Origin of the sequence: Sphingobacterium sp. WOUb80 (assembly GCF_050058145.1) — a bacterium.
Lineage (GTDB): Bacteria > Bacteroidota > Bacteroidia > Sphingobacteriales > Sphingobacteriaceae > Sphingobacterium.
This window is the reverse complement of record NZ_CP165617.1, coordinates 2,694,905-2,716,275: the sequence shown is the minus strand read 5'-3', so window position 1 is coordinate 2,716,275 and position 21,371 is coordinate 2,694,905. Positions and strand designations below refer to the sequence as shown.

General features: G+C 38.5%; 22 protein-coding genes and 1 riboswitch. Of the genes, 10 read left to right on the top strand and 12 right to left on the bottom strand.

Annotated elements, in window-relative coordinates; all coding sequences use genetic code 11:
• Positions 1-50 precede the first annotated feature (50 nt).
• On the bottom strand, positions 51-674 hold the full coding sequence (locus tag AB1Z56_RS11480) for a 7-carboxy-7-deazaguanine synthase QueE (RefSeq protein WP_309363523.1): 624 nt from the start codon (positions 672-674) through the stop codon (positions 51-53).
• A gap of 638 nt (positions 675-1,312) precedes the next feature.
• On the opposite strand from AB1Z56_RS11480, the gene thrS reads away from it, so the two are divergent.
• The 5 genes from thrS to AB1Z56_RS11455 all read left to right on the top strand — a co-directional run bounded on the left by thrS (position 1,313) and on the right by AB1Z56_RS11455 (position 5,201).
• Complete coding sequence (gene thrS / locus AB1Z56_RS11475; protein ID WP_313267069.1) at positions 1,313-3,238, top strand: threonine--tRNA ligase; 1,926 nt, start codon at positions 1,313-1,315, stop codon at positions 3,236-3,238.
• An 11-nt stretch (positions 3,239-3,249) separates the two neighbouring features.
• The gene (gene infC, locus AB1Z56_RS11470; RefSeq protein ID WP_075993338.1) at positions 3,250-3,810 is read left to right on the top strand and encodes a translation initiation factor IF-3; all 561 of its coding nucleotides are present in this window, start codon (positions 3,250-3,252) and stop codon (positions 3,808-3,810) included.
• A 39-nt stretch (positions 3,811-3,849) separates the two neighbouring features.
• Positions 3,850-4,050 carry a 50S ribosomal protein L35 gene (gene rpmI / locus AB1Z56_RS11465; protein WP_002993964.1) on the top strand — a complete coding sequence of 67 codons (201 nt, stop codon included), beginning with the start codon at positions 3,850-3,852 and terminating at the stop codon, positions 4,048-4,050.
• A gap of 98 nt (positions 4,051-4,148) precedes the next feature.
• On the top strand, positions 4,149-4,493 hold the full coding sequence (rplT, locus tag AB1Z56_RS11460; RefSeq protein ID WP_046674462.1) for a 50S ribosomal protein L20: 345 nt from the start codon (positions 4,149-4,151) through the stop codon (positions 4,491-4,493).
• Positions 4,494-4,754: 261 nt separating this feature from the next.
• Complete coding sequence (locus AB1Z56_RS11455) at positions 4,755-5,201, top strand: DUF3060 domain-containing protein (protein WP_309363532.1); 447 nt, start codon at positions 4,755-4,757, stop codon at positions 5,199-5,201.
• A 71-nt stretch (positions 5,202-5,272) separates the two neighbouring features.
• Here the strand turns inward: AB1Z56_RS11455 and AB1Z56_RS11450 are convergent, their stop codons facing one another.
• From AB1Z56_RS11450 to AB1Z56_RS11430, 5 genes are all read right to left on the bottom strand, one after another.
• A complete protein-coding gene (locus AB1Z56_RS11450; protein ID WP_426792088.1) occupies positions 5,273-8,014 on the bottom strand; it encodes a DUF3857 domain-containing protein in 2,742 nt (913 codons plus the stop codon).
• Between the two features lie 158 nt (positions 8,015-8,172).
• The gene (gene rimK / locus AB1Z56_RS11445) at positions 8,173-9,108 is read right to left on the bottom strand and encodes a 30S ribosomal protein S6--L-glutamate ligase (protein WP_088162187.1); all 936 of its coding nucleotides are present in this window, start codon (positions 9,106-9,108) and stop codon (positions 8,173-8,175) included.
• Positions 9,109-9,166: 58 nt separating this feature from the next.
• A complete protein-coding gene (locus AB1Z56_RS11440) occupies positions 9,167-9,604 on the bottom strand; it encodes an ATP-dependent zinc protease (RefSeq protein WP_426792087.1) in 438 nt (145 codons plus the stop codon).
• Between the two features lie 63 nt (positions 9,605-9,667).
• The gene (locus AB1Z56_RS11435; RefSeq protein ID WP_088162186.1) at positions 9,668-10,846 is read right to left on the bottom strand and encodes an AIR synthase related protein; all 1,179 of its coding nucleotides are present in this window, start codon (positions 10,844-10,846) and stop codon (positions 9,668-9,670) included.
• A 53-nt stretch (positions 10,847-10,899) separates the two neighbouring features.
• Positions 10,900-11,382 (bottom strand): DNA-deoxyinosine glycosylase, encoded by a 483-nt coding sequence (locus AB1Z56_RS11430; protein WP_426792086.1) that lies wholly within the window; start codon positions 11,380-11,382, stop codon positions 10,900-10,902.
• A 97-nt stretch (positions 11,383-11,479) separates the two neighbouring features.
• Between AB1Z56_RS11430 and AB1Z56_RS11425 the strand changes: the two genes are divergently transcribed.
• From AB1Z56_RS11425 to mgtE, 4 genes are all read left to right on the top strand, one after another.
• Positions 11,480-12,343 carry an SPFH domain-containing protein gene (locus AB1Z56_RS11425; protein ID WP_088162184.1) on the top strand — a complete coding sequence of 288 codons (864 nt, stop codon included), beginning with the start codon at positions 11,480-11,482 and terminating at the stop codon, positions 12,341-12,343.
• Positions 12,344-12,353: 10 nt separating this feature from the next.
• A complete protein-coding gene (locus AB1Z56_RS11420; RefSeq protein ID WP_088162183.1) occupies positions 12,354-12,530 on the top strand; it encodes a ribbon-helix-helix domain-containing protein in 177 nt (58 codons plus the stop codon).
• Positions 12,531-12,619: 89 nt separating this feature from the next.
• A complete protein-coding gene (gene pepE, locus AB1Z56_RS11415; protein WP_426792085.1) occupies positions 12,620-13,330 on the top strand; it encodes a dipeptidase PepE in 711 nt (236 codons plus the stop codon).
• Positions 13,331-13,501: 171 nt separating this feature from the next.
• Complete coding sequence (gene mgtE / locus AB1Z56_RS11410; protein ID WP_309363549.1) at positions 13,502-14,818, top strand: magnesium transporter; 1,317 nt, start codon at positions 13,502-13,504, stop codon at positions 14,816-14,818.
• A 235-nt stretch (positions 14,819-15,053) separates the two neighbouring features.
• Here mgtE and AB1Z56_RS11405 read toward each other — a convergent pair whose 3' ends face one another.
• The 6 genes from AB1Z56_RS11405 to ubiE form a co-directional block, all read right to left on the bottom strand.
• Positions 15,054-16,292: a voltage-gated chloride channel family protein gene (locus AB1Z56_RS11405; protein ID WP_426792084.1), complete on the bottom strand. Its 1,239-nt coding sequence runs from the start codon at positions 16,290-16,292 to the stop codon at positions 15,054-15,056.
• A 36-nt stretch (positions 16,293-16,328) separates the two neighbouring features.
• A riboswitch (Fluoride riboswitch) is annotated at positions 16,329-16,391 on the bottom strand.
• A gap of 6 nt (positions 16,392-16,397) precedes the next feature.
• The gene (locus AB1Z56_RS11400) at positions 16,398-16,772 is read right to left on the bottom strand and encodes a DUF423 domain-containing protein (RefSeq protein WP_411971705.1); all 375 of its coding nucleotides are present in this window, start codon (positions 16,770-16,772) and stop codon (positions 16,398-16,400) included.
• 11 nt (positions 16,773-16,783) lie between these two features.
• On the bottom strand, positions 16,784-17,236 hold the full coding sequence (locus AB1Z56_RS11395) for a GNAT family N-acetyltransferase (protein ID WP_120332658.1): 453 nt from the start codon (positions 17,234-17,236) through the stop codon (positions 16,784-16,786).
• Positions 17,237-17,324: 88 nt separating this feature from the next.
• Complete coding sequence (locus AB1Z56_RS11390) at positions 17,325-17,774, bottom strand: GatB/YqeY domain-containing protein (RefSeq protein ID WP_309363555.1); 450 nt, start codon at positions 17,772-17,774, stop codon at positions 17,325-17,327.
• A gap of 10 nt (positions 17,775-17,784) precedes the next feature.
• The gene (locus AB1Z56_RS11385; RefSeq protein WP_426792083.1) at positions 17,785-18,546 is read right to left on the bottom strand and encodes an SDR family oxidoreductase; all 762 of its coding nucleotides are present in this window, start codon (positions 18,544-18,546) and stop codon (positions 17,785-17,787) included.
• A 64-nt stretch (positions 18,547-18,610) separates the two neighbouring features.
• A complete protein-coding gene (gene ubiE / locus AB1Z56_RS11380) occupies positions 18,611-19,351 on the bottom strand; it encodes a bifunctional demethylmenaquinone methyltransferase/2-methoxy-6-polyprenyl-1,4-benzoquinol methylase UbiE (protein ID WP_313267045.1) in 741 nt (246 codons plus the stop codon).
• Positions 19,352-19,735: 384 nt separating this feature from the next.
• Between ubiE and dnaB the strand changes: the two genes are divergently transcribed.
• Positions 19,736-21,346: a replicative DNA helicase gene (dnaB, locus tag AB1Z56_RS11375; RefSeq protein WP_408733549.1), complete on the top strand. Its 1,611-nt coding sequence runs from the start codon at positions 19,736-19,738 to the stop codon at positions 21,344-21,346.
• Positions 21,347-21,371: the final 25 nt, after the last annotated feature.

Genomic DNA, 21,371 nt, shown 5'->3' with positions numbered 1-21,371 from the left:
CGATAATATCGAAGGCATTTTTTTTGATACTTGACTTTCCATTTGCAATATTAAGGAATGTTCAAGAACTTATGTGTTTGTAGAGAAATATCCCATTTAGGGTTTTCTTTTACATAATCAATAATAGAAGGAGTCATTTCTTTAGATTTTGACCATTCAGGTTGAAGGTATAATCTGCAGTTTGATCCAACGAGTTGTGCGTATTCTTCTCCCCACGCGAAATCACTTTTGTTGAAGACGATAACTTTAAGTTCACCAGCAGCAGCTAATACATCTTTGCGTGGTGCTTTGAATTTTTTGGGAGATAAGCATATCCAATCCCATTCACCGCTTAAAGGATAGGCACCAGATGTTTCTATAAATGTTTTAATGCCAGCTTGATGCAGGCCCTTCGTGAGGTAATCTAAATTATAAATAAGAGGTTCTCCCCCTGTAATGACAACTGTTTTTGCCGGATATTTCTTTGCATTTTCGATAATAGAATCTGCTGTGGTAAGGGGATGGATAGATGCATCCCAGCTTTCTTTTACATCGCACCAGTGGCAGCCCACATCGCAACCACCCAATCGTATGAAATAAGCAGCAGTCCCGGTGTGGTAGCCCTCTCCCTGAATAGTGTAAAATTCTTCCATTAAGGGTAATAGTGTTCCGTCTTCTGGTACTTGATTTGACATAGTTAAAATTTCAGTCTGCAAAGGTAGCAAATATTAATGAGAAGCTCAATTTGTGTCCAGGCTTTTAAGTAGTAGTCATGTCATTTTTATTTATTATAATGGCTCATATAACCTGTTTGAGTGCTTTGTTTTAGTTTGTTCTTGCTAAAAAGCGCAAGTTCATTCCCCATTATATGACCAGGGCTATACCATTCTCTATATTAACAGCGAGGTAACATCCTTTTTATAGGGGTATAACAGGGGGGTAACAGGGATTTAACCCCTGCTATACCCCTGTTATACCCCTGTTAACCCCCTGTAAATACCCTGTTAATTTAGAATTCAATAATAATCAATTGTTAATATGGTCATTAGGTTAGGAAATGTTTTTTTGAACGGTAAGATCCAATTTTGCTCGTTTTCTAAATGGTAATGAACATGTAAAGTGGGGGTATAGCTTATGAAATCTGGGATCTGTTATGTGGGCAGTGGGGAAATTGGTTAGCAATGCCTTTAATAACCCAAAACCTATGATTTTATTAGAATTTTTACTAAATTTGTGTCACAATTTTTTTATTGAAAGCATGAGTGTGATAACATAATTGTACATGTTGTTTTATGTTTTCTATTTTTTAACAATTTAATGATCATAGTTGTAAATGATTAAAATTACACTACCGGATGGTTCCGTAAGAGATTATCAAAAAGGAATCACTGCTGCCGAGATTGCGTTGTCGATCTCAGAGGGGCTTGCAAGAAATGTGCTTGCTGCAGAAGTAAATGGTGAAGTATGGGACTCTGCCCGTGCTATTGAAAACGACGCTACTGTAAAGCTACTAACATGGAATGATACAAAAGGTAAGTCTACTTTTTGGCATTCTTCGGCACACTTGTTGGCCGAAGCGTTAGAGACATTGTATCCTGGAATTAAGTTTGGTATAGGTCCTGCGATTGAAACCGGGTTTTATTACGATGTGGATTTTGGTGATCGTGAATTTTCTTCTGACGATTTTAAAGCGATCGAAGATAAGATGCTGGAGTTGGCTAAACGTAAAGAAACATTTGAGCGTAGAGCTGTCTCGAAGTCCGATGCTTTGGCTTATTTCACAGAGAAAGGCGATGAGTATAAACTTGATTTGATTAAGGATCTGGAAGATGGAAAGATCACTTTCTATACACAGGGAGATTTTACAGACTTATGCCGTGGTCCCCATATTCCAAATACTGGGTTTATCAAAGCGATTAAATTGACCAATGTTGCAGGAGCGTACTGGAGAGGCGATGAGTCTCGTAAACAATTGACACGTATTTATGGTGTTACTTTTCCAAAAGCTTCGGAGCTTACAGAATATTTGAAATTTATAGAAGAGGCGAAAAAACGTGACCATCGTAAACTTGGTAAAGAGCTTGAACTTTTCGCTTTTTCTGAGAAAGTTGGAGCCGGTTTACCTCTTTGGTTGCCGAAAGGAGCTGCATTGCGTCAAAAGCTGATAGACTTTTTGCAAAAAGCACAATTGAATTCTGGTTATGAACCAGTTGTTACTCCGCATATTGGACATAAACAATTGTATGTAACTTCGGGACACTATGAAAAATATGGCGCAGATTCATTTCAGCCAATAAAAACTCCAATTGAAGGTGAAGAGTTTTTGTTAAAACCAATGAACTGTCCGCATCACTGTGAAATTTATAAAGTAAAACCACGCTCGTATAAGGACTTACCGGTTCGATTTGCTGAGTTTGGTACTGTATATCGTTACGAACAGTCTGGTGAGCTTCACGGTTTGACAAGGGTGCGTGGATTTACTCAGGATGATGCCCATTTATTTTGTCGCCCAGATCAGGTTAAAGATGAATTCAAAAAGGTAATCGATTTAGTCCTTTATGTTTTTGGAGCCTTAGGCTTTAATGATTATACAGCACAAGTGTCGTTACGTGATCCTGAGAATCGTACAAAGTATATTGGTACTGACGAAAATTGGGCCTTGGCTGAATCGGCAATTATTGAAGCCGCGGAAGAAAAAGGCTTGCCGACAGTCGTGGAGTATGGTGAAGCGGCTTTCTATGGTCCGAAACTGGATTTTATGGTAAAAGACGCTTTGGGTCGTAAATGGCAGTTGGGGACTATACAGGTTGACTACAATTTACCAGAGCGCTTTGAGTTGGAATATACAGGAAGTGATAACATGAAACATCGTCCTGTGATGATCCATCGTGCACCTTTCGGATCTTTGGAACGTTTTGTAGCTGTATTGATTGAGCATTGTGCTGGACAATTTCCATTATGGCTTGCTCCTGAGCAATTTATCGTCTTGCCAGTGTCAGAAAAATATGAAGAATATGCTCAAAATGTTTTGAATTCGCTAAATAATTCCGATATTCGCGGACTGATAGACTTACGTGACGAGAAAGTGGGCAGAAAAATCAGAGACGCCGAAGTGAAAAAGCTTCCTTATATGTTGATTGTAGGGGAAAAAGAGGTGGAAAATGGCACAGTTTCTGTACGTAAACATGGCTCAGTGGAATTAGGAACTATGACCGCTGATGCATTTAGAGATATATTAATTAAGGAAATAACCGTTTAATTTTTAAACATTTGGCATTAAAAAGACCCGGTGGTCCAAGACCACCAATGAGAAAGAAAGAACCAGATCACCGCATTAATGAATTAATCAAGGTACCTGAGGTACGTTTGGTAGGCGATAATGTGGAACAAGGAGTTTTCCCTACGCGCAAAGCGTTAGAGTTGGCTGATGAGTTGGAACTTGATTTAGTGGAGATTTCGCCAAATGCTGTACCGCCGGTTTGTAAGATTATCGACTACAGTAAGTTTGTTTACGAACAGAAGAAGAAACAAAAGGAAATCAAAGCTAATGCAAAACAGACTGTTATTAAAGAAATCCGTTTCGGACCTAACTCTGGTGAGCATGATTTTGAGTTCAAATTGAAGCATGCGATTAAGTTTCTTGAAAGTGGAGAGAAAGTTCGTGCTTATGTACACTTCAAAGGTCGTGCTATTGTACACAAGGATCAAGGTGAAATCTTGTTGTTACGCTTCGCTCAGGCCTTAGAAGATTATGGCAAGGTGGAGCTTTTACCAAAATTGGAAGGTAAACGCATGTTTTTGACAGTAGCTCCAAAGGCTCCTAAAAAATAATAAGAATTCTAACAGATTGATATAAAATTTATAAGTATTATGCCAAAAGTTAAAACCAATTCCAGCGCAAAGAAACGTTTCAAATTGACTGGAACAGGTAAAATTGCAAGAAAAAATGCTTTCAAAAGCCACATCTTGACAAAAAAGAGCACAAAACGTAAACGTAACTTAACACAAACAAGTTATGTATCTGATGGCGATATGGGCAACGTAAAACGTATGCTTGCTATCGGTAAATAAGTTTTATTCGATTTATTTAATAATAATTTTTTAACCGGGTATAAGGTTGTAAGTTCATTGAAATACATGGCACCTTCTACCAAACTAATTTTAAAAATATGCCACGTTCGGTTAACGCAGTAGCTTCTAGAAGAAGACGCAAAAAAATCCTAGGCCTTGCAAAAGGTTACTTTGGATCACGTAGCAAAGTTTATACTATTGCTAAAAATACAGTAGAAAAAGGTTTACAATACGCTTACCGCGATCGTAAAACCAAAAAACGCGAGTTTAGAGCTTTATGGATTCAACGTATCAACGCTGGAGCTCGTCAACACGGAATTTCTTATTCCCAATTGATCGGTAAATTAAATGCTAAAAACATTGGTTTGAACCGTAAGGTTTTAGCTGACTTAGCTTTAAATAACCCAGAAGCTTTCAAAGCAGTTGTAGACGCAGTAAAATAGAGTTTTTAATCCGTTATCAATTTGTTAGAGATATTAGAGGAGCCTTTGAGGCTCCTTTTTTGTTATATCAAATAGTCAGATGCTGTATCTTTTTTTGGACGTTACGTAGCGCGTAAATTCAATACAAGGATAGATTTCATTTTATTACTTATCTCACCGATCATACCTTAGCGCAATTGAATTATTAAATTATAGCTAACAATCCTTTTTGATTTGAAATTAGGTTTGATTTTTGTATCGTTCTTTGGAAAACAAGCAATTATGAAAACAAGAGCAATCGCATTTGGATTTTCACTTCTTTTAATAGGAGGTATGGTTATGGCCAAGGGAACTGATTTGGTACCAAAAATATCCAAAATAACTAATCAACAAGGTAAAGTGATCTCGATTGAAGGGGTAGGAAATACGCGCACGATAGAAGCCAAAGGTGGTGAAACCGTCCAAATAGAAGGTGCAGATAATAAGATTGTGATACGTGGCAATGTGAGCAAATTGATTATTGAAGGCAAGGGGAATACGGTAACGGGCAATGATGTTGCCATGGTGACCATCGAAGGGGCTGGAAATATGGTGAATATTGGTTCACTAGAGACTGTTCAAATTGAAGGAGTCAAAAATCATGTTCATTATAAGTCTACAAAAAACAAATCCGGTCAGGCAAAAGTGTCTACAGAAGGTGCTGATAACATGGTGATGAAAATGAAATAATGTAAGTCAGATTTCCATAAAAAAGGGTTTTGTAAATAATATACAAAACCCTTTTTTATGCGAGATGGTAGCTATGGTTTATCTTGAAGATCATCAGGATGAGTAGGATCTATTTTGTTACTCTGAGGACTAAACTCTTTATTATCATTATTTTTTCCTTGCTCTATAATTGAATAAGGCTTTAGAAAATCTTGATTAAAGGGATGCGCTGTCGCAGCCTTCTGAATAATCTCATCGTTCTGATATGTCCGAACACAAGTGCCTTTTATGCGTTCTGATTTATAGGCATAAGTTCCCCAAATGCAGAAGAAAAGGATTGCTCTGATATGATCTGTATAATTTGAAAATGAATCCTCCATGTTACCCATATATTGTTTGGACATATAATGGTATCCTATTGCATGGACGAGATAGAATATAGCCATAAACAAAGTAACTAGAAAAAACGTCTGGGCAAAAATATCCCTTTTTTTGATCATAAGTATAAAACTATAGACCAAGCCGATCAGAATAAAAAGATGAGCTGTCATTTCAGATATGAGTAGCATTTTATAGAATGTCGGTGCACCTCCATCGATATGGTCTATCGCCCGCCAGGTATTAAGGTTAAAAAAGGATTCCCTAAAGAAAAGAAAAGTGAATTTGGTAAATATGCTCGTAACTATTAAAAGAAGTAAAAAAATCATCCACCCTCCAATTTGGTCATGATATGTTTCGTTATGGGGTTTTATGATAAAAGGTTTGCTTTTATTGTATTTTTTTGCAATAAACCAAAGGAAAGATGATAACAAAAGAATGAATAGAATTAATGAAAACCAATTAATTTCATTGACTGAAGAAGGTGTTCCTAAGCGAGGTAGCCCATCTGTTACATATCCATCATTGTCAAGATAGAAGCCATTATAAAAGATATTATCACGATCTGCAAAATCTGTATAATACTGTTTCAGGTCTTTTTGTTCGACAAAGGGTTCGTGGAAACTTAACGTGTATGCAACCTTAATACTATCCTGCTCTACTTCCAATGTTTTGCCGAAAACATACGCAGTTCGGTCGAAATAACTATTGTCTCTATAATTACCAAATTCCTTTTTCCCTTTGTTGACAATATACATTTCGTAATTTAGATCTGTTGGAAAAGAAAGGCTTAGGGGAGCAATACGATCCTCCATAATCTCTGGAAGCTTGTCATTGATATTTGTTCCCAACAAAGGAATATATTTTTTAGTAGATCCGCTTTCCGTCTTTCCAATGTTTTTTATTTTATACTTTTCGATGATCTCCACAATATTGTTCTCCAAATCATCTTTGTATTGTATATGACCGATTTTATTGATCTTCGGATAGATCTTGGTATAATACTCCAAGTATTGCTTCTGTATATCATTTTTGGCACTACTTTGAAAATAAGTACGCATATCGTCCGCTTCATTTCCAACATAAGTTGTGTGGACATCAAGGGTAGCCTCAAATTTGCCTTCCATTGTCAAGATTTCCTTGACTTTAATATTGCCGGTAACACGCTGTGGTACGTCTATGAGCTTTCCACTACCCATAGTGGAGAGTACTTTCCCATAAGGTGGGAAATACCTGTTTTTGATATCTCCACCCTGATTAGTTATGGTTGGGTCAATATATTGGGAACGTCCACCAATATTAACTTCAATAACCATATGGTTGAAAGCATAAGGCGAGGGGAGTTCTTCCTGCAGGCCTCTATTCTTATAGGTATTGGCTAATACGAGTCCTACATCAATATTCTTGTTTTTGAGCATTGTGGCCAGCAGCATTGATTTATCTTTACAATCGCCGTAGCGCTGGGAAAATACTTTTTCTGGAACATTGGCCCGGTGCGAATATTCTCCCATCTCAATGCCCATATAGCGTATCTCATTTTGTACAAAGTCGCAGGCCTTTTTCAGGTACGCATAGGGTTGCCCATTGGACTCTTTCCAAAGTTGATTGACGAAGGTTTGGAGTGTACTTGTCGTTGCTATTTGTGGAATGGGATTAATTTTACGGTTCCATTGATCAACTTCCTGCCAGGTATTGAATTCCGAGCATTGGATATATTTTAAAGGGCTGTACCATGACGGGCTATAATCTTCGTACTGAACCGTCTTGTCCGCCGTCAGCTCCCAGAAAAAATTTGTTGCATTTCCTGTTGACTGTTGCTGTACCTCAGGTGCGCCATTGAAACTCTTAAACTGAAGTTTGCGACCACTGGGTACAATATAGTTGAGATGGACCAGACCTGTAGGTTCGTATCCCTGTAAGTAATAGCTGTCGAAAAATTTCTGTTCAAATACGGGATTTGCACCTATTATTGAATAAGCAAATACAATCTTGTCGTCTTTACGTAGATCCTCCAAAACATAATGGGCCATTTGACTTCCGTTGTAGATGGATCTCGAAAGCTCCGTTTCGGAGGCAAGGAGCTTAAATTTTGCCTGCGGTAATAGGTTAATATCTTTGCCGTTGCGAATAACCTTTAACTCATGTAGTTGAAGTTTTTGAAAATGAGGGTCAAAGGTTACCTGAACTTGTCCCAGATTTTCGATTCCAGTCTGATCAAACAGAACTTTTATGTCCTTATAATACTTTGTTTGGGTAGCTAAGTTTATTTGATGTTCGATTAACTCAAAGTAATATCCATCACTAATATCATCCAAATTTGGCTTTATAGCCTTTTTTGTAGTGGGGCGGAGCCAATTTGGTGATGCTGTTTTTTGGATAGTTGTTTGGCTGAAAGACCAGGAAAATGCAGCTAGTACGAGTACAAAGGCAAATAGAAGATGGCTAAATCTTTTCATTAATTCATAATTTAGCCTAAGATAAGTAAAAATTGGACGTAATGGTAGGCGAATTTAAGGAGTATTAGAATTTGACTTTAGTAGAGTCTAGGTTATTTGGGAACGAAAAAGGGTGTCCGTATATTCGGACACCCTTTTTCGTTGCTAATTCGGTAATCTTATAATTTACTTTCTCTTTTTTTCTTTTTCTTGACAACTTTAGGCATCTGAGCTTGCTTTAACTCGTATTGTCTTTCAATGTATTGTATTATTTCGGAGGCGATATCCTTTTTGGTTGCTTTCTCAATCCCTTCCAAACCTGGAGATGAATTAACCTCGAGTACTAAAGGGCCGCGATCAGAAGGGATCATATCGACGCCACATACCGTAAGCCCTAATTGAGCGGCAGCGGCAATCGCTGTGTCTTTCTCAGCCTTACTTAAACGGATAATTTGTGCGGTACCACCTCGATGGATATTTGATCTAAATTCGCCTTCTTTTGCCGTACGTTTCATGGCACCAACAACTTTGCCGTCCACCACGAATGCGCGGATATCAGATCCTTTAGACTCTTTGATGAACTCTTGGATCAGAATGTTATTACCGAGGCCGTAAAATGCTTCGATAACGGATGAAGCGGCTTTCTTTGTCTCAGCAAGAACAACTCCAATACCCTGGGTTCCTTCTAATAATTTGATAACTAATGGAGCTCCACCAACCATGCTAATCAGGTCATCTACGTCGGAAGCTGTACGTGCAAATCCCGTAATTGGGAGTCCGATTCCTGCACCGGATAAAATCTGCAGGCACCTCAATTTGTCCCGAGATCGCGTAATTGCCTGGCTGGGATTGGCGGAAATAACATCCATCACTTCAAATTGTCTAACAATAGCTGATCCGTAAAATGTTACCGATGCTCCTATCCGCGGAATAATGGCATCGATATCACTCAGATCCTGTCCTTTGTAATGAATACTGGGTTTACCTTGTTGAATACCTACATAACATTTACTGTGGTCGATGACAACGCATTCGTGTCCTCTTTGTTGTGCGGCTTCTACGAGACGACGAGTTGAGTATAAACTCTTTACTGTCGATAATACGGCAATTTTCACGATTTGTATATTGAGTATATTTTGTGCTAAGATAACAAAATAGCTTGGCTATTTGTTTTTATTTTGCCAAGGCCTTCACGGAGAGATTTTCCTTGGAAACATCAACCAAAAACCTTTTATATAAAAAATTTTTCCCCAAAAGCATAGGGTAGGTCATTTGGGATCGATTTCTAAAGGATATCTTAATGCCAAACACTTGGTCGTACAATGTTGCTGTGGTACGGATGTAAAATCGCTTCTCTTCTTGACCAAAAGAGCTTTTAACCAATTTTGTTTTATAGAGCTTTAATTTTAAAGTTTTTGTCTCTTCGGTCTCAAAATTAATGATGAGTTCGCAGATAATCCAGTCTTGACCATCTTCATGAATGATTTTGTACGAATTACAGTGTAGGACTGAAGAAGCAGCACCGGTATCGACTTTTGCTTCTATACCATATATTCCCAATTCAGGTAAATCAAGGGTCTCTTTCCAGCCCACAAGAAGTTTTTCTTTCATTTATACCAAATTGAAAAAATAGCCCTGTCCCATGTATAAGCAGGGGACAGGGATGAAAATCTTTTATTCGTAGATAAATTCTCCGTAAGGAGAGGTTATAGTAACTTTTTTAGCAGTAGATTCTTCCACGCGACCTATGATTTGAGCCGGAATGCCAAATGATTCTGAAATAGCAATGATATCCGATGCAATCGATTCAGGTACATATAATTCCATACGATGTCCCATATTGAATACTTTGTACATTTCTTTCCAGTCTGTATTGGATTCTTTCTGTATTAATTCAAAAAGCGGTGGGATCGGGAAAAGATTATCTTTGATGACGTGCACATTATCCACAAAGTGTAAGACCTTTGTTTGCGCTCCACCAGAGCAATGTACCATCCCGTCAATTTGAGAACGATACTTGTCTAGTATTTGTTTGATAACAGGCGCATAAGTACGCGTCGCTGAAAGAACAAGCTTACCCGCAGTTATTTTTTCTCCGGTTTCAACTTCGATTTCATTTGTAAGATCTTGGCTTCCCGCGAAAACTAGTTCGTAAGGAACAGCTGGATCATACGCTTCAGGATATTTTTCAGCTACTTTTTTGTTAAATACATCATGACGTGCAGAAGTTAGTCCATTGGAACCCATTCCGCCATTGTACGACTGTTCATATGTTGCTTTTCCATTCGATGCTAAGCCAACAATGACGTTACCGCCCTTGATGCGATGATTTGAAATAACATCTTCACGTTTCATCCGACAGGTTACTGTACTATCAACAATGATGGTACGAACAAGGTCGCCAACGTCGGCAGTTTCACCTCCTGTAGAATAGATGCCAATTCCCAACTCCCGAAGTTCCGCCAGAATCTCTTCTGTACCATTGATGATTTCAGCAATCACTTCACCAGGAATAAGATTCTTATTTCTGCCAATCGTTGAGGATAAAAGAATGTTATCGATGGCGCCCACGCAAAGCAAGTCATCAATATTCATGATAATTGCATCTTGTGCGATACCTTTCCAAACTGAAATATCACCGGTTTCTTTCCAATAGACATACGCCAATGAAGATTTGGTGCCAGCACCATCAGCATGCATAATATTACACCAGTCTGGGTCTCCACCCAAAATATCTGGAATTATTTTGCAAAATGCTTTGGGAAACAGACCCTTATCTATATTTTTTATCGCATTGTGCACATCCTCTTTCCCTGCGGATACGCCTCGTTGATTGTATTTTAAATCTGACATCTTAGGGCAAAAATAAGCAATAGGACTGAATTAACGAATCTAATTCGTGTAATTTAATCACTTATTATTACGCACCATTGTTTAATTAGATTTTCGAGATTACTTTTCGCATTGGCTGGACTTGTGCTAGGCAAGCATCTGTAAATAATGTCCTCTCTTTTGTTGAAATGCTTTACGTATAAACTGTGCGCTTTTTGCCCGTTAAAAATAATTTGTGTGATTTTAGGGTGGGCTTTTAGCAGCTCAACAATCTGATTCGGAACTTCATTTTGTATGGCTAGATCCATACTCCCGGGGCGAGAGGCTTCTGCGCAAACATCCCAAAGACCGATGTTGTTTTTGAATAATAGATCTATCTTCTCCGTATAATTTGTTTGTTCCGGCGCATTAAACAAAGAGGTGATTACTTTCCAGAATCGATTTTGTGGGTGTGCATAATATTCATTTTCTGCCAAAGACTTGTCTCCAGGCAAAGAGCCAAGGATGAGTATTTCTGTCGTGGAGTTTACTAAAGGTAAAAAGGATCTTTTGAGCATAATCAAAAATAGTAATTTTAAATTTTCATTTGAAATATGAAAAATATTATAGTATATTTATGATATTAAAATGATATCAAATATATATTAACAAATTATGGAAAAACTAATTAAACCAATGTCTGGCTATTTAGCCTTATTGATAGCTGTTGTCTCCTTTGTGGCAGCTATATTCTCCTTCGCGAATGTCGAAGCAAGTTCCCTGTATGTTGTACTGGGTGTGATATTGATGATTGCTACTTTTTTTATTTTGAAGGGATTGATGATTATTAATCCAAATCATTCACGTGTGCTGAATTTCTTCGGAAAATATGTAGGTACCGTTAAGGAAAATGGATTATTTTTTGTCAATCCGTTGTATTCAACGATTAAAGTAAGTCTTCGTTCGGATAATTTACAGGGACAGACATTGAAAGTAAATGACAAGATGGGAAATCCAATCGAGATTGGAGCGGTTATCGTATGGCAGGTAGGTGATACGTATAAAGCTGCTTATGATGTAAGTAATTATACATCTTATGTACGCACGCAGAGTGAAGCAGCAGTAAGACATTTGGCCGGAAGCTTTCCTTATGATAACCTGGAAGATGAAGGAGCGGAGATCACTTTGCGTGAAGGTGGAGATACCGTAAATCATATTCTTGAACAAGAATTGTCTGATCGTTTGGCTCCAGCCGGGGTTATTATTAAAGAGGCCAGAATCAGTCATTTGGCTTATGCTTCCGAAATTGCAGGTGCTATGCTTCAAAGACAACAGGCGGCAGCAATTGTGGCAGCAAGGGCAAAGATCGTAGACGGTGCGGTCGGGATGGTGGAAATGGCCCTGCATAAATTGTCTGAGAAAGATATTGTAGAATTGGACAACGAGAAAAAAGCAGCAATGGTCAGCAATTTAATGGTGGTGCTCTGTGGAGAGAAAGCGGCGACACCAATTGTAAATACAGGTACTTTGTACCAATAAACGAAATGAAATGGCGGATAAGAAAAACTTTATGCTACGCTTAGACGACCAGATGTACAAAGCATTGGAAAAATGGGCTGCGGATGAGTTTAGAAGTGTTAACGGGCAGATCGAATATCTTTTACATAAAGCGCTGCAGGAAAATAAAAGATTGGGTGCGGAAAAAAAGACTACCGATAAGAAATAGTATAGAGTAAGGAACGAAAACTGTACCTTTGGCTTCGCAATCGACAAAGCCAAGGGTACTTTTTATTTTAATGTTTTAGCGAAAAAAAGATGAATGTTAATCCAGCGTACAAGTTATTGGTCGTAAGTACGAGTACGATCTACGGTAGTGAGTTTTTAGCTTATATTAAGCAAGATTTTGTAGAATTTATTCAGTCAGACGAATTGCTATTTGTCCCTTTTGCGAGACCCTCAGGAATTTCGTTTGACGGTTATACGGTTAAGGTGCAGGATGCACTGAAAGATAGGGGTATAACGGTTAGGGGGCTACATGAGTTTCATAACATGAAGAAGGCTATTCAGGATGCTAAAGCTATTTTTATTGGTGGAGGAAATACATTTCTACTCTTAAAAACACTATATGAGCTGGATTTGGTACAGCAATTGCGCGTACAAGTCGCAAAGGGGATTCCATATGTCGGTACATCTGCGGGGTCCAATTTGACCGGATTAACAATAGGAACTACAAATGATATGCCTATTGTTTATCCGCCTAGCTTTGACGCACTTGGTTTCTTACCTTTTAATATTAATCCACATTATTTGGATCCGGATCCAAATTCTACACATAAAGGAGAGACAAGGGAAACGCGAATCCAGGAATTTCATCAACTTAATCCTCAGCCGGTCATAGGCTTACGTGAGGGGAGCTGGTTGCATGTAGATGAAGGAAATATAGAACTGAAAGGTAATTTAACAGCCCGGCTATTTAAAGCTGGTTTTGAGCCCGAGGAGCTAGCGCCTGGATTAATTAATTTTTAAGATATTGTAAAGTTCATGGGCATATCAAGTCAAATGTACTCTTCAATGTAGTAGTAGACGATTTTACGAAAGACTAGCAGCAATTCCCATTGGGAAAAATAGTTTTTCAGATTGTTGAAAATCATACAAAATAAGCTACTTTTGCGCTAAATCCATTAAAATATTCTTCCAATGGAACAAAATTCAGCATTACACCCAGCCGATATCGCGGAAGAAATATCGCGTTTAAGTAAGGGAGAACAACATCAACAGTTTATGGACTATCCTTTGGAGGATAGATTGGAGATCTTTTCTTTTTTTGAAATGGATGTTCAATATACGTTGATCAAATCCATGACGGAACATGAACTGTCCGAATTGCTGAATAATTTGAAGCCGGATACGCGTAATGAATTACTGTCTGAATTGCCTGATGATCTGATCAAGTATCTGATCAATCTATTGAATGAGCGCGAGAAGCAGATGGCTTTGGAGCTGATTGGTTATAAAGAGGACAGTATTGCCCGACTTATGACGCCAATGTATGTTCAAGTTCGTCCTTATTATACCGTGGATGATGTTTTTCGGCATATCAAGGTGTTTGGAAGGAAGGCCGAAACGCTTAATTTTATTTACGTAGTTGACGAGAAAAACGTGTTGATCGATGACTTAAAAATTGGTCAATTACTACTATCGGATTCTTCTACTAAGATTTCCGACTTAATTGACTACAATTTTGCCGCGATTAAAGCCTCTACACCCATGGAAGAGGCATTCGAGATTTTTCAAAAGTATGACCGAAGTGCTTTGCCTATCGTTACAGAAGCAGGGGTATTGGTTGGAATTGTGACATTTGATGATGTGTTGGATCGAATTGAAGATCGCGATACAGAAGATATTCAGCGATTTGGAGGGATGGAAGAATTGGATCTGGCTTATACTAAAACTCCTTTGTTGCAATTGATTCAAAAAAGAGCCGGCTGGCTGATCATCTTGTTTTTTAGCGAAATGCTTACAGCCTCTGCAATGGGCTTTTTTGAAGGAGAGTTGGAAAAGGCGGTTGTACTTGCTTTATTTGTTCCTTTAATTATATCCAGTGGCGGTAATTCTGGGTCGCAGGCGGCATCTTTAATTATTCGTGCCATGGCGCTCGGTGAGTTAAAGCTTAAAGATTGGTGGTACGTGATGAAGCGCGAAGTTTCTTCTGGTTTGATCTTAGGTGGAATATTGGGTTCGATCGGATTTCTACGCATATTGGCCTGGCATTTTCTTGGTCTGTATGACTATGGCCCTTATTGGATTTCAATTGGTTTTACGGTTGCTGTTTCCTTATTGTTTATCGTTTTATGGGGGACTTTGTCAGGATCGTTTATTCCATTTATCCTACGTCGGTTCGGATTGGATCCAGCTACGGCATCAGCGCCATTTGTAGCTACATTGGTGGATGTTTCCGGATTAATCATCTATTTTACCGTTGCTGCATTCTTTCTGCATGGAAAACTCCTGTAGTGCGATTATAAGATTTAACTTAAAAAGCCTAAAACATACTTATGATTTAGGCTTTTTTTATCAAAAAAAAATATCAAAAAAATTCTTGTGTCATTATTAAATTCATCCACCCATTCATTGTGGTCTGCACTCTTCTTCTTCGCATGTATTTTTTGCCCTATCTTGTTTTTATTTGAAGTAGTTCATAATGGGATACAAGGAGATAGACTGAGAAGCTGAAAGCGCATTGTCTTGTTTATAAATTGAGTCTGCGATATAATTTTTCCTTTAAACCGCCTTTTTGCGCAATATAAATTCCTTTTTTTCCGGAAAATAAAAATGCGGCTATACAGGCTATTACGATAAATAAAATAGGTTGAATCCCAAATAACTCATATCCCATGACAATACAGGCTAAAGGGGTGTTTGTTGCGCCTGAAAATACAGCTACAAAGCCCATAGCGGCTAGCAGACTGATTGGAAGTGGAATAACGGCGCTTAACGCACTCCCCAAGGTTGCCCCGATAAAAAATAGCGGGGTGACTTCTCCGCCTTTAAATCCGGCAGAAAGGGTGAAAGTCGTTAAAAGTAATTTGATGATAAAGTCATAATAGTTCGACTGATCGACAAATGCGTTCTGAATCATCGGGATACCAAGTCCAATATAGTTACTGCTATGGAATAACGTAATGATAAGTACCAAAATAATACCGCCAATCACTGGTCTAAGTAGAGGATATTTAATTCGTTTGAATTGAAGGCTAAAGAAATCACTGGTAAATGTAAAAAGCCATGCTGTAATACCGAATAGAATGCCTGCGGCGAGACTAAATCCAATATTGGTCAAGGAAAGCATCGGAATAACATCATGAATTGGATAGTGGGTGTGTGGAATATTCCACAATTGACAGCTAAAATTAGCGAGATAGGCTGTAAATAAACAAGGAATTATACCAAAATATCTTTTTTTGCCAATAAGTAGAACCTCTAAACCGAATATGGTTCCGGCTAATGGTGTGCCAAATACAGCGGCAAAGCCTGCAGTTATACCGATTGATATTAAGATACGACGTTCTGTTTTATCGAATTCAAACCGGCTATTGAGCTGATCGGAAACTGCTCCACCTATCTGTACGGCAGTTCCTTCACGACCTGCCGAACCGCCAAACAAATGCGTAAGCAGAGTTCCGAATAGGACGAGAGGTGCCATGATAAGCGGAATGCGGCGTTGGGGATGAAGGTATTCTTCAATCAGGAGGTTATTACCTTTACTTGATGGATTGCCCCAATACTTATAGGATAATGCTATGGCAAATCCCGCTAGAGGAAGTCCATAAATTATCCAAGGATGAGCTTCTCGGTATTGCGTTACCCAATTGAGGGAAAAGAGAAAAAACGCACAAATAGATCCTACGATGAAACCTATCGCACTACAGGAGATAAGCCATTTAAGAAAAAAATGAAGATTGCTTTGATTTGAATGTGTTATAGTCATAAGTCTACACTTTATATAAAATTGTTGTTTTATACTAAAATAGTAGACGTCATCAGCTTATTAGGGCGGTTCAAGGCAGACATCATTGCCATATTTAGTTCAAATCTACAAAAAACGAATGATAATAGCAACCCAGCCTGCGATCATAAGTAATCCGCCAAGCGGAGTAATCGGGCCAAGAAACTTTAGATTCTTTTTCCAGTATTCTGCAAACGATAGAAAATATATGCTTACAGAGAATAAAATAGTTCCTAGTGTGATCAGATAAAATGCGACTCGTTCAGACTGAAGCTCAAAGTGGAAATTGAATCCTAGAATCAATAGGGTTAGAGCAGCATACATTTGATATCGAACGCCGACCTCAAAGGATTCCAGTTTTTCAGCTGATAGGATTTTTTTGAATGCATGGGCTCCAAATGCACCTAGGATAATAGCGAGGCCGCCAAATAGAGCGGCTGTGATGATGACAACGTTTTGCATGCCTAAATTTACTAAATTGCGGGTTTAATCATATCAATATGAAGGATTCCATAATCAGGGTAGGGCTCGGAGATTTGTTTAAACCCTAATTTTTCATAAAAGGATTTTAAATGAAATTGCGCACCTATCTGTATCTCACCCTCACCAAATTCTTTATAGAGAGATTCGATGGAATGAATCATTAATTGTTTACTCAGACCAGTTCCACGAGCTTCCTCGGCGACGATAACCCGACCAATCGAAGCTTGTGGGTAGGAAAGGCCAGGAGGAACTAATCTCGTGTATGCTATAATACGATCATCTTGTTCTGTCCACAGATGTAGACAAGCAAAATCTTTATCGTCCAATTCAGGATATAAACATTCCTGCTCCAAAACAAACACTTCCATTCGAAGCTTTAAAATACGATATAATTCTTTCGTGTTGAGTTCGTCAAAACTCTTTAGATTCCACTGAAAAGCCATAATTGAAATAAAAATAGAGTCAAATTATGTAATCGATATGGCTGGAAAGACATATCCAATTTAATTTGACTCTATTGATTTAAGAGTTTTATGCGAGAAGACTTTTAACAACTTCAGAGATGGTTTTTCCATCTGCTTGTCCAGCAAGCTTTTGATTTGTGGCTCCCATTACTTTACCCATATCTTTAATGGAAGAAGCCCCAGTTTCAGCGATAATTGCTTTGACGACGGTCTCAACTTCTTCTTTACTTAACTGTTTGGGCAGATAAGCCTCAATGACTTTTTCTTCCTCGACTTCAATTTCATAGAGATCTTCACGGTTTTGAGTCTTATAAATTTCAGCAGATTCGCGACGTTGTTTTACAAGTTTTTGTAAAACTTTAATCTCCGCCTCTTGGTTAAGATCTTCCGCATGACCTTTTTCGGTTTTCGCTAAGAGAATAGCTGCTTTAATCGCGCGTAAACCACGTAATTTTGCCGTGTCTTTTGCGATCATTGCCGCCTTAATGTCTTGATTTATTTGTATTTCTAATGACATGATATTTTAATTATTTTCGATTGACAAGTGTGCCTGTGGCCTGCGCTGTAGGCATTATTAAGAGATCGTTGATATTAACATGTGCTGGTCTGGTAATGACGAAAAGGATCGTTTCTGCAATATCTTTCCCAGTCAGGGGTTGTACACCATTGTAAACATTTTTAGCTCTTTCCCGATCTCCGTGAAAACGAACTTCCGAAAACTCCGTCTCCACCATCCCGGGGTCTATAGATGTTACTTTAATGCCCTGAGTTAACAAATCTATGCGCATAGCTTTAGTCAACGCATCAACAGCGTGTTTTGTCGCACAGTATACATTTCCATTCGGATAAACCTCTTTCCCCGCAATGGATCCTAAATTAACAATATGAGCACCGTTTTCGGTATCCATAAGTGGTATCACAGATTTGCTCACATATAGGAGACCTTTTACATTCGTATCAATCATTCTGTCCCAATCTCCGATATCACCATCTTGAATAGGATCCAATCCTTGGCTCAGCCCAGCATTGTTGATTAGAATATTTATTTTTTTCCACGCTGGAGGTAGACCATTAATTTGATGTGCAACTTGTTCTGCATCGCGAACATCAAGCTCAAAAATATGGATCTGAATAGTCGGGTAGGCCGCTAGCAGCGTATCTTTTAATGCTTCCAAACGGTTTAACCTACGCGCGCAAAGTAAAAGATTGTAACCCTCTTTCGCTAAAACTTCGGCACAAGCCTGACCAATTCCTGAACTTGCTCCTGTAATAAAAACTGTTTTAGTCATATATTGTAACTCGTTAATATTAAAAATTAATCCGATTGGACTCAAAACCAGATCTTAGATGGTACTATTTTGTAGCAATATAGATTGTACAGATGCCAAATGTTTGCGGTCGAACAATAGTTTCATTAAAACCAGCTTTTTTGTTTATGGCAACGAACTTTTGGCCGTCCGGAAATTGAGCAACAGATTCTGGTAAGTACTCATATGCACTGGAATCCTTTGAAAAGAATTTTCCAATGGTTGGTGTAATAAACTTGAAATAAAAATTATAAAGCTGTTTAATGGGGAATTTCTTTGGATTCGAAAATTCTAAAATAACAGCTTTCCCACCAGGTTTTAATACGCGGTATATGTCTGATAGGCCTTTCTCCAAGTTTTCAAAGTTACGGACACCAAATGCTACGGTAACAGCATCGAACGTATTATCTTCGAATTGAAGCCTCTCAGAGTCTCCTAACTGAACTTCAAATTGATTCGCTAATCCCTTGCTCGCAATTTTTTTCTTAGCGACTTCGAGCATTCCTTGGGAGATATCGACACCAATAATCTTTTTGGGATTCAAGATTTTAATTGATTCCAATGCAAAATCACCAGTTCCCGTCGCTACATCCAACATCAGTTGCGGTTTTATGGACTTTAAGGCATTGATGGCTTTTTTGCGCCATATAATGTCAATACCCAAAGACATGAAATGGTTCAAAAAATCATAGGAATGAGAGATATTGTCAAACATATCTGCTACCTGTTTCTTCTTCCCATCGTTGGTATCTTTATAGGGTTTTAATGTTGAGGAGTCGTGCGTCATAGTTACAAAGATACAATATATGAATATTTTTTAGTGCTAAAAAAGGGATTTGTTTTCATATGAAAGTCAGTTTGTTTTGACGATAGTGGAGGGCATTGAATTACTTTTTACCATTTTGCTTATTCACAATGGCTTAAGTTATTAACATTTTTTAATGTGTTGATTTTAAGTGATGAATTTTTATTTTCAACATCTTTTCAACAGTAAGTGTTGAAAACTCGCTATGTAAATCTGTGTCCTTCAAAGCTTTTTGAGGTTTCGGGTGTGATCGTTGAATTTCTCTGTGTGTAACTCCGCATGGTGGTGAATTTTATTTTTTATACATTTGTTATCCTATCTCAATTTATAAGGATAGCAAAGCTATATTTCTGATATAATATCATGATGAACGACAGTAATTTTGAAGCGAATAACACGGATAACAACAAACGGGGTAATTATGGCGAACGTCGTACCAAATTAAATAATTTGGTGAGCGGTTTGGGCAAACTTCCGCCGCAGGCAGTGGATCTTGAGGAAGCTGTTTTGGGGGCTTTGATGCTGGAGAAAAATGCGCTGAGTGAAATTATTGATATTCTAAAACCAGAATCGTTTTACAAAGAATCACATCAAAAGATTTTTGAAGCGATTTTTGGCCTTTTTCAAAAGACTTCTCCAATTGATATATTAACCGTTACCTCTGAGCTTAGACGCATGGGGGCTCTTGAAATGGTCGGTGGTGCCTATTATATTACGCAATTGACAGATCGCGTGGTTTCTGCAGCTAATATTGAGTATCATGCACGTATTATTTCGCAGAAATATATTCAGCGTGAGCTTATTAAAGTTTCTACTGAAATTATTAATAGCTCATACGATGAAACGTCAGATATCTTCGATCTTTTGGATCATGCTGAAAAAAGCTTGTTTGATATCGCGCAGAATAACTTGCGGAGAGATTCGAGGAAGATGGATGATATTATGCGTGAGGCAATTTCTAATCTTGAGATGCTGCGTGACCGCACAGATGGTTTGACAGGTGTGCCTTCGGGTTTGACTGCCTTGGATCGTATGACTTCAGGTTGGCAGCCTTCCGATCTTGTTATTATTGCAGCACGTCCAGCGATGGGAAAGACGGCATTCGTACTTTCTGTTGCGCGTAATGCCGCTGTGGAACACGGTAAAGCAGTCGCCGTATTCTCGCTGGAGATGTCATCCGTTCAGCTTGTCAATCGTCTAATCGCTGGTGAAACAGAAATTGAGCAAGAGAAATTGAAAAAAGGAAATCTTGCTGATCATGAATGGCAACAATTACATTCGCGGATTGGTCGTTTAACCGATGCGCCCATTATTATTGACGATACACCAGCGTTGAACGTGTTCGAATTTAGAGCAAAATGTAGACGTTTAAAAGCACAATACGATATCCAAATGGTCATCGTCGATTATCTACAGTTGATGCATGGAAAAGCAGACGGTAAAGGTGGGGGGAATCGTGAACAAGAGATCGGTAGTATTTCCCGTGCTTTGAAATCTGTTGCCAAAGAGTTAAATATTCCTGTGCTTGCATTGTCGCAGTTGAGTCGCGCGGTGGAATCAAGACCAGGAAATAGTAAGCGTCCAATGTTGTCCGATTTACGGGAGTCTGGTTCTATTGAGCAGGATGCCGATATGGTTCTTTTCTTATATAGACCCGAATATTATGGTTTGACAGAAGATGAAGAGGGGCGTCCTACTGCGGGAGTCGGTGAAGTTATTATTGCAAAACACCGTAATGGGGAGACCGGAATTGTTCCACTTCGCTTTGTGGGTAAGTTTGTGAAGTTTGTGGATTTAGAAGATGAGTTTTCGGGTATGGGCGGAGGAGATGGATTTGGTGATGCGCCGGCTACTTTTTCTGCTTCGGCCTTGAATCCGTCGCCAAACTTTGCTGATGATTTTAGTGGTGGTGGCTTCAGTGGTGGTATCACGATGCCATCTCGAATGAACGATATGCCTGATGATGCACCATTTTAGTAATTAATTTTACGTAAGTATTCCT